This is a genomic window from Bacteroidia bacterium (assembly GCA_033391075.1).
Taxonomy (GTDB): Bacteria; Bacteroidota; Bacteroidia; order J057; family J057; genus JAWPMV01.
Genome location: JAWPMV010000005.1, coordinates 520169 through 529048, shown reverse-complemented (window position 1 = coordinate 529048; position 8880 = coordinate 520169). Strand labels below are relative to the sequence as shown.

Here is an 8880-nt window from a genome sequence, read left to right as displayed (position 1 = left end):
GAGAAGCTCTCTTTCAAGTTGCCAAGCCAGGCCAGAATAAAGGAATGGGCATTGATCAATTGCCTTCTGCTATTCGAAATAGTGAGATTCTGAGTGGAAATGATCTGGGGAAATTGGGAGGCATTTCTGCTTTACCGACTAAAGAGGAGTTGCAGGCCATGGCAGAAGATCCGAATGTTCAGGCCCTGGTCGAGGATTTAGATTCTCCAGAACAGCTAAGTGCCCTTCATAAACTGGCAAAAACTTATATTGAAGCAGGAGAAGTCGAAAAAGCATTTCAACTGCTGATGCTCCGCGCATAAATTCCCCGAAAAAGAAAGAAAAACATGAATAAAACCGTTGCCAATGCCCAGGAAGCCATAAAAGGCATACAGGACAATATGACCCTCATGCTAGGTGGCTTTGGATTATGTGGTATCCCCGAAAATTGTATCAGTGCCCTGGTCGATGCTGGAATTACCGGTTTGACCTGTATTTCCAATAATGCCGGAGTAGATGATTTCGGTTTGGGGCTGCTTCTCCAGAAAAAGCAGATCAAAAAGATGATTTCTTCCTATGTAGGAGAAAATGCGGAGTTCGAACGTCAGATGTTGAGCGGAGAGTTGGAAGTTGATCTCATTCCTCAAGGTTCCCTGGCTGAAAGATGTCGTGCTGGTGGAGCCGGTATCCCTGCTTTCTTTACTCCTGCAGGCTATGGAACGGAAGTAGCTGAAGGAAAAGAAGTCAGGCATTTCAATGGGAAGCCCCATATTCTGGAAACGGCCCTTTCGGCTGATTTTGCTATTGTAAAAGCATGGAAGGGAGATCCAGATGGAAATCTCGTGTTCAAAGGAACAGCTCGTAATTTCAATCCCGTCATGGCCATGGCTGGCAAAATCACCATAGCTGAAGTTGAAGAACTGGTAGAGCCCGGAAAACTTGATCCTAATTTTATCCACCTCCCCGGTATTTTCGTTCAACGCATCTTCCAGGGTGAGACCTACGAAAAAAGAATCGAACAACGTACCACCAGACCCAAAAACTAGGAATCATGCTAGACAGAAATCAAATCGCACAAAGAATCGCGCAGGAGTTGGAAAATGGCTGGTACGTAAATCTTGGTATCGGTATTCCTACCCTCATTGCCAACTATATTCCCGAAGGTATTGAAGTAGAATTTCAATCCGAAAATGGAATCTTGGGTATGGGCCCCTTCCCTTTCGAAGGAGAAGAAGATGCCGACCTTATCAATGCTGGAAAGCAAACCATCACAGCTATGCCGGGAGCTTCTATTTTTGATTCATCCACCAGTTTTGCCATGATCCGAGGGCAGCATGTACAGCTTACGGTATTGGGAGCTATGGAGGTTTCAGAGAATGGAGACATTGCAAACTGGAAAATTCCGGGTAAAATGGTCAAAGGTATGGGAGGCGCCATGGATTTGGTTGCTTCAGCCGAAAACATCATCGTAGCCATGACTCATACCAACCGTAAAGGCAAGTCCAAATTGCTCAAAGCATGTAGCTTGCCACTTACCGGTGTTTCCTGCGTGAAAAAGATTGTCACCAATATGGCCGTTCTTGATGTAACGCCTGAGGGTTTTAAGCTAATTGAAAGAGCTCCAGGCGTTTCTGTTGAGGAAATTAAGGCTGCAACTGAAGGAACTTTGATTGTAGAAGGTGAAATTCCGGAAATGAAGCTGTAAATTTCCGAAAATACCTACTACATGCGTAACTGGTCCGGAAGCGTCCAATGGCAACCGACTCAGGTCCTGAAACCTGATTCTGAGCAATCAATTCAAGAAATCGTACAAAAAGCTGCTGAAAATAAGCAGAGCATCCGCCTTATTGGTACAGGGCACTCATTTACCCGACTTTGTGAAACGAACGAAATCCTGATGAGCCTTGACAATTATCAGGGTCTCATTTCTGTAGATAAGGATAAGATGATGGCAAAGGTTAAAGGTGGAACCAAGCTCCATTATTTGGGCGAACTTTTGTATGCGGAAGGATTGGCCATGGAAAACCTGGGAGATATAGACGTACAATCCATTGCCGGAACGATTTCAACAGGTACACATGGTACAGGTACTGCTTTTGGCACAATTAGCACCCAGGTAAAGGCCCTTAAATTTGTCAATGGAAGAGGAGAAATCATTTCTTGCTCTGAACTAGAAAATAAGGAACTGTTCAAAGCTGCCCAGGTATCTATGGGAGCTTTAGGAGTGATTACGGAAGTTAGCTTGCAATGTGTCCCCGCCTACAAACTGGAACTGTGGAACCGCCAGGAAAGCCTGGAGGAAGTTTTGGGGAGCATCTCTGAGCGGAATGAGCAAAATCGGAATTTCGAATTCTATTGTTTCCCCTACAGCAATCGGGTTTGGACAAAATCCTCCAATAAAGCGGATGCCCAAGCCGATAAGGACAACATCATCAATACCCTGACGGAGTATGTCCTGGAAAATTATGCCTTTAAAGTCCTTTGCGAACTTGCTCGTTTCTTTCCCTCCCAAAATAAAGCGGTCTCCAAAATTTCCGTTTCATCCATTCCTACCTTGAAAAAGGTCAAACATAGCCATAAGGTCTATGCGACCAAGCGCCTGGTTCGCTTTAATGAAATGGAATACAATATTCCCGCTGAAGTTCATGGAGAGGTAATCAAGGAAGTGCTGAAAGTGGTCAGTTCGGGTAAATATCCGGTCCATTTTCCCATAGAAAATCGTTTTGTCAGAGCGGATGATATCTATATGAGTCCAGCTTACGGAAGAGATTCTGCCTATATCGCCTGCCATATGTATAACAAAAAGGATTGCAAGCCTTTTTTTAAGGAGCTTGAAGAAATTTTTAAAGCCTATGGAGGACGTCCGCATTGGGGGAAGATGAATACTTTCAGCGCTGAAGATGTACGAAATGCTTATCCTGAATTTGATACCTTCCTCAAGCATCGTAAAGAGCAAGATCCGAATGGGGTATTTTTAAATGATTATTTGAGGGGATTGTTTGGGGTGAAATAAAAGGCTGAAATTCCAGCAAATGCCTGGTAGAAGATATCAATTTTCTGTTGCAAGACTTCTCTTCTTTTGTAAGCGGTGATTGATATCGCCCTCTTACTTACTTCGATCTTTCATCGACAAATCGTAATTTACCTTCCCTAAATAACCATGTCCGACTACTCCTACTACAAGAAGATATTTGCCGATCAGCGACTGCCTTTAGCTTTTGTTGATATGGATTTGCTGGATAAAAATATCGAGGCAAATCTGGCCCGGGCAGCATCAACTCAAATCCGTATTGCTTCAAAATCCATTCGCTGTAGTGAAGTCATGCGCTATATTTTTGCCAAAAGCTCTCAATTTCAGGGAATTATGGCTTTTTATGGAGAAGAAGCTGTCGCTTTGAGTAAGGAAGGCTTTGACGATATCCTCATGGGTTATCCCATCAGCGATCCCATTCAAATCGAAGCCATAGCTGAGGAAATCAAAGCAGGGAAATACCTCTGCCTAATGATCGATACCCCCAAACACCTGGAAATCATTGAGCCGATTGGGAAAAAACTGGGTATTCGGATACCTGTTTGCATTGACATGGATATGTCGATAGACTTTGGGAGTTTGCATTTTGGGGTTTGGCGATCTCCGATCAATGATCAGGCGAAGCTGGAAGCACTTTTAGATGCTATAGCCAGCTTTAAACATATGCGACTAGATGGATTGATGGGCTATGAGGCTCAAATTGCCGGATTGGGAAATCAAATGAAAGGAAAAGCCCTGATGAATCGTATTATCAGCTTTCTCCAGAAAAAATCCATCCCCAAGGTAGCTGACAGAAGAGCAAAAGCTCTTTCGCTGATCAAAGAAAAGGGCTTCAAACTGAAATTTGTAAATGGAGGAGGAACCGGCAGCATAGAAAGTACTATAGAGGAAGAAGGAGTTACGGAAGTTACGGTAGGCTCAGGTTTCTTCAATTCGCACTTATTCGATTATTATTCCCATTTTCAATTGGCTGCAGCGGCAGCATTTGCTATCCCTATCTCCAGAATACCCAAAGAAGGCATGTATACCTGCCATGGGGGTGGATATATAGCCTCAGGAGGAATCGAAGCAGTAAAAGCTCCCCTTCCCTATTTACCTCAAGGTTTGAAGATGGATAAAAATGAGGGAGCAGGAGAGGTACAAACGCCCCTTTATTATAGAGGAACTGAAAAACTGGAAATCGGTGATCCTATATTCTTTAGACATTGTAAGGCAGGAGAACTTTGCGAAAGGTTCAATGAGCTCCATTTTGTTAGGGAAGGAAAAATTATTAAATCAGTACCTACTTATCGCGGAGCAGGCAAGTGTTACCTCTGAAAAGAGCCTTTAGCCTAAGACATATGAAACTACTACTTCAGCCATTGACATTCCTAATCGCATTGGTACTCAATGTCATGCTGGTATTTGCGTTTAGCTTCAACCTCATCTTCATGGATTCCTATCCCATTTTAGGAGAGGCAATCCAGATTTTCCCCAGCTACCATTACGGGATATGGCAAAATTTCCTGCTGAAACTTAGCGGTAATGCTGACTTAAGTAATGGTATTATTCTCTTTCTAAGCTCAATCTTGATTTCAGTAGGTGTTTCCATGATGTTGAAAAAGCGCTTAAAGCAAAGCTTTAACTCCAAACACCGATTGGGCATACTGACAATCGGAGCTTTAGTCGGACTTTGGATGGCCTTTACGCAAAGCTATGCCTATGTCGCCAACTATCAGACTTCATTGACTTATGCCTTTGCTATGTTTTTCTTGTTTTTGGGTTTGTATATGCGGCAGGAGAAAGGAGCCAGAAAATATATCTACCTGATAATCAGCGCATTTTCTTTCAGCAATTGCCTCACTCACTTTATCCCACCCGAAAAACATGCGAACTTTTTCCTGCTCAAATTCCTGCCCTACTTCGGTCCTATGACACTGGCAGAAGTATTCATTTTTGGATTTCTGCTTTATCTCCTGATTGATTTTGGCCTGAAAAAGCTAGGTAAGAGGAAGCTAGTCTCAAGTCTCCTTATTCTCTGTATGCTTTCCATTTCCTGTCAGGATCAAGAAGACAATCGCCAGCGGGTTGAAATGGAATTTGAAACCCTGGAGAAGACACCTACTTCCCTTGCAGAACCAAAAGCTGAGAAAAATGCTTATTTCGGAGACCTTCATTTGCATACAGCATATTCTTTCGATGCATATGTGAGAGATTTTCGTCAAGTTTTACCGGAGGATTCTTATCGATTTGCCCGAGGTGATACTGTTTTATTGCCGGGCGGAGAAAAAGTCTGGCTGGACAGACCCCTGGATTTTCTGGCAGTAACCGATCATGCCGAGTACATGGGAGTTTTACAAAATACGCCCGAAGATGACCTCGTTGACGCACTTTTGGCAGAAAAATCCTTATTAAACTTATCCAGAAGCCTGAACACGAGTGAAGCTTTTTTAATCGTGGGCCGCTCTATGGTCATTGGTACTCCCCTTCAGAGTATTTATAAGCCAGAAATGCAGACCCAGGCCTGGAAAGAGATGGTAGATTTGGCCAATACCTATAATGATCCCGGTACTTTCACAGCTTTTGCTGGCTATGAATGGACTTCGGTTTTGCCCGTAAGTTTAAAATATCGCTCTGCACGAAATCTGCATAGAATTGTCCTTTTTGGCAATGGAAAAATCCCTGAACTCCCCTACTCTTCTCTGGATTCCAAGGACCCGGAAGACCTATGGGCCTGGATGGATCGGCAGCGAGAAAAAGGAGTAAAAGTTATGGCCATTCCTCATAATGGAAACATGAGTGATGGAATGATGTATGCCAATTATACCCTCAAAGGCTATGAATTTGATGCAGACTATGCCCAAATGCGGATGAGAAATGAACCAGTGAGCGAAGTAGTCCAGGAAAAAGGGCAGGCAATGACTCACCCTGTTTTATCCTCAGAGGACGAATTCGCAGATTTTAGCCTGTATCAGGAGGTTTTTGGCTTTGATTCGAATTATGCAGCAGATAATTACAGGGGCAGTTATGTACGGCAAGCCTTAAAGGATGGCTTGGTACAGGAAGAAAGAATCGGAGAAAATCCCTTCAAATATGGACTAATCGGAAGTACAGATTCCCATGTAGGCCTGTCAGATACCCGTGAAAATCAATTATCGCAGAATAAAAATTACTATACAAAAAGACTCAATCACTGGGAGGAAAATCGGAGCAGAAGTATAAACAAGACCTATAAGACTGCTGGAGGTTTGGCAGGGGTTTGGGCAGAATCCAATACGAGAGAAAATATCTTCAATGCCCTGGAAAGTCGAGAGGTTTTTGCTACCTCTGGAAGCCGTATGCAAGTTCGCTTCTTTGGCAGCTGGGATTTCCCGAAAAATTCCCTGGAAGAATCATTGGTAAAAGTGGGATATAGCCTGGGAGTTGCTATGGGAAAAGACCTGCCTCCCCGCCCCACAACTGGAAATAAGCTTCCCCAATTCCTCGTATGGGCCATAAAAGACCCAGATGCTGCTCATCTGGATCGCATACAGATTGTTAAGGGATGGTTGGATGAAGATGGAAAAACCCATGAGAAGGTTTATAATGTCGTTTGGGCACATCCTGAGCAACGCAAGCTGGATGCAAAGGGGAAAATTCCTCCTATAACCTCTACCGTAGACTTGCAAGCTTGTACATATAGCAATGAATTCGGGCAAGTGGAACTAAAAGGACTCTGGACTGATCCTGATTTTAACCCAAATGAACGAGCGGTCTATTATCTACGTGTGCTGGAAATCCCGACGCCAGGCATTGCAGCCTTTGATGCAAAAAATATGGGAAGAGAAATTCCCGAAGGAGTTGAGGCGATCATTCAGGAAAGGGCCTGGTCTTCCCCGATCTGGTATAGTTTCTAGGCCAGCCTCAAGCTCAAAAAAACAGATCTTTTTGAACCAAAAGTAAAATTAAGCTTGCCACATCCAACTCACTCCCTCATTTTTACTATCTTTCCTATCTATAATTACTACATATGAAACTACGACTACGCCTTCAGCTCTCTGCCATGATGTTTTTCAACTACTTTGTTTGGGGAACCTGGTATGTGACTATGGGAACTTATTTGGGACAAACCCTGGGATTTAGTGGAACCCAAATCGGACTTGCCTATGGTGCAGGAGCCATTGCTGCTATGATTTCGCCCTTCTTTGTGGGAATGTTTGTGGACAAATTTGTGGCCTCTCAGAAGATGCTGGGAATTTTACACCTGGTCGGTGCAGGTTTGATGTATTTGGTATCAGAATCAACGGACTTTGGCAGCTTCTACCCTCTTTTATTGCTATATACCATCACCTATATGCCGACTATAGCACTTACCAATTCTATCTGTTTTTCACATATGGATAATCCGGATAAGGAATTTCCGGGGGTACGGGTTCTGGGTACTATTGGATGGATTGTAATTGGTCTTATCATTGGCTACATGGCAATTGAAGATTCTAAGCAACAATTTCAATTAGGCGCAGCTATGGCTCTCTTTATGGGCTTATTTAGCTTTAGTCTTCCTAATACGCCCCCTAAAGCAAAAGGGGAGAAAGTTACAGCTCGCGAAGTCCTCGGTCTGGATGCGCTGAGTTTGATGAAAAAGCGCTCCTTCGCCGTCATGGTGATTTCTTCTGTGCTTATTTGTATCCCGCTTTCCTTTTACTATGGATTTGCAAACCCCTTCCTGAATGAATTGGGCGTAGAAAATGCGGCGGGAAAAATGACCATGGGGCAAATGTCCGAGATTATATTCTTGTTAATCATGCCGCTCCTATTTGTCCGATTGGGGGTAAAGAAAATGGTTCTGATCGGTATGGCTGCCTGGGCATTGAGATATGTCCTATTTGCCTATGGGGATAATGATACTATGGTTTGGATGCTCTACGGAGGTATCATCCTTCATGGGATATGTTATGATTTCTTTTTTGTAACAGGTCAGATTTATGTTGATGAAGAAGCCCCGGAACATCTCAAAGGTTCTGCACAAGGTTTGATAACTTTTGCAACTTATGGACTGGGAATGTTCATCGGAACCTGGCTATCCGGAGTGGTAGTTGATTATTATAAAACAGAAGGAAGCATCCCACATGACTGGCAAAGTGCCTGGATGGTTCCTGCTTTGCTATCATTTATTGTCCTCATATTCTTTGCGCTGATGTTTAAGGATACCAAGAGGGAAGGAAGTAGAAAAGTTGAAGAGGCAAAAAGCAATGCATAAAAATTTATAAATAATTAATATACAGGGGCACATCATCATGTGTCCCTATCTTTTTATCTATGCCAAGAAAAAATCAATATGACAGAGAGCAAATCATAGATGCAGCTGTTGACCTGATCCATCAAAAAGGCAAGGCCGCCTATTCGATGCGGAATGTAGCTAAACACCTAAAAGCATCCACACAGCCTATCTACAGCTATTTTTCAGACAGTGACTCTCTTTATACGGAGGTTCTCCTCAAAATCAAAAAGAGATTGCTGGCACATACACGTATTCCTTATAGCGAATTTGTGTTCAGAAATATGGGCTATGGTTTTACTCTTTTCGCCAGGGACTACCCTCACCTATTCACCGCCTTCTTCGATCATTCTGAACTGAATAAACAGTTTGTTGCAGAATTTCTGGATGATCTGCGGAAAGCTGTAGACGATGACGAGAGGTTTGCCAAATTGTCTTCCAGGGGTAAAGACAATCTTCTGGAGAAAATGTGGACCTTCTCCTATGGCTATGCCAGCCTTATCATCAAAGACCTCAATTCTGACAGGAGTGATGAAGACATCAAAAACATGATTCTGGATATGGGAACCACCGTAATTATGGACACGATGAGAAAAGAAAATCTCATATAAGCAACCTTTTAAAAAATTTCCTG

At 43.1% G+C, this 8880-nt stretch carries 8 protein-coding genes; all 8 read left to right on the top strand.

Annotated elements, in window-relative coordinates:
- On the top strand, window positions 1-302 hold a 302-nt coding region (locus R8P61_37910; protein ID MDW3652917.1), incomplete at its 5' end, for a flavin reductase family protein.
- 24 nt (window positions 303-326) lie between these two features.
- On the top strand, window positions 327-1025 hold the full coding sequence (locus R8P61_37905) for a CoA transferase subunit A (GenBank protein ID MDW3652916.1): 699 nt from the start codon (window positions 327-329) through the stop codon (window positions 1023-1025).
- Window positions 1026-1030: 5 nt separating this feature from the next.
- Window positions 1031-1684 carry a CoA transferase subunit B gene (locus R8P61_37900; GenBank protein ID MDW3652915.1) on the top strand — a complete coding sequence of 218 codons (654 nt, stop codon included), beginning with the start codon at window positions 1031-1033 and terminating at the stop codon, window positions 1682-1684.
- A 21-nt stretch (window positions 1685-1705) separates the two neighbouring features.
- A complete protein-coding gene (locus tag R8P61_37895; GenBank protein MDW3652914.1) occupies window positions 1706-2992 on the top strand; it encodes a D-arabinono-1,4-lactone oxidase in 1287 nt (428 codons plus the stop codon).
- Between the two features lie 147 nt (window positions 2993-3139).
- A complete protein-coding gene (locus R8P61_37890; protein MDW3652913.1) occupies window positions 3140-4327 on the top strand; it encodes an amino acid deaminase/aldolase in 1188 nt (395 codons plus the stop codon).
- A gap of 23 nt (window positions 4328-4350) precedes the next feature.
- Window positions 4351-6885: a DUF3604 domain-containing protein gene (locus R8P61_37885; protein ID MDW3652912.1), complete on the top strand. Its 2535-nt coding sequence runs from the start codon at window positions 4351-4353 to the stop codon at window positions 6883-6885.
- Window positions 6886-6998: 113 nt separating this feature from the next.
- Complete coding sequence (locus tag R8P61_37880) at window positions 6999-8228, top strand: nucleoside permease (protein ID MDW3652911.1); 1230 nt, start codon at window positions 6999-7001, stop codon at window positions 8226-8228.
- A 59-nt stretch (window positions 8229-8287) separates the two neighbouring features.
- Complete coding sequence (locus R8P61_37875; GenBank protein MDW3652910.1) at window positions 8288-8857, top strand: TetR/AcrR family transcriptional regulator; 570 nt, start codon at window positions 8288-8290, stop codon at window positions 8855-8857.
- The last annotated feature ends 23 nt before the right edge of the window (window positions 8858-8880 follow it).

What these genes read in the sequence shown, in the direction of transcription:
- R8P61_37905 (MDW3652916.1), top strand. Translation starts at nt 327, where the DNA reads ATGAATAAAACCGTTGCCAATGCCCAGGAAGCCATAAAAGGCATACAG.
- R8P61_37900 (MDW3652915.1), top strand. Translation starts at nt 1,031, where the DNA reads ATGCTAGACAGAAATCAAATCGCACAAAGAATCGCGCAGGAGTTGGAA.
- R8P61_37880 (MDW3652911.1), top strand. Translation starts at nt 6,999, where the DNA reads ATGAAACTACGACTACGCCTTCAGCTCTCTGCCATGATGTTTTTCAAC.
- R8P61_37885 (MDW3652912.1), top strand. Translation starts at nt 4,351, where the DNA reads ATGAAACTACTACTTCAGCCATTGACATTCCTAATCGCATTGGTACTC.
- R8P61_37875 (MDW3652910.1), top strand. Translation starts at nt 8,288, where the DNA reads ATGCCAAGAAAAAATCAATATGACAGAGAGCAAATCATAGATGCAGCT.
- R8P61_37895 (MDW3652914.1), top strand. Translation starts at nt 1,706, where the DNA reads ATGCGTAACTGGTCCGGAAGCGTCCAATGGCAACCGACTCAGGTCCTG.
- R8P61_37890 (MDW3652913.1), top strand. Translation starts at nt 3,140, where the DNA reads ATGTCCGACTACTCCTACTACAAGAAGATATTTGCCGATCAGCGACTG.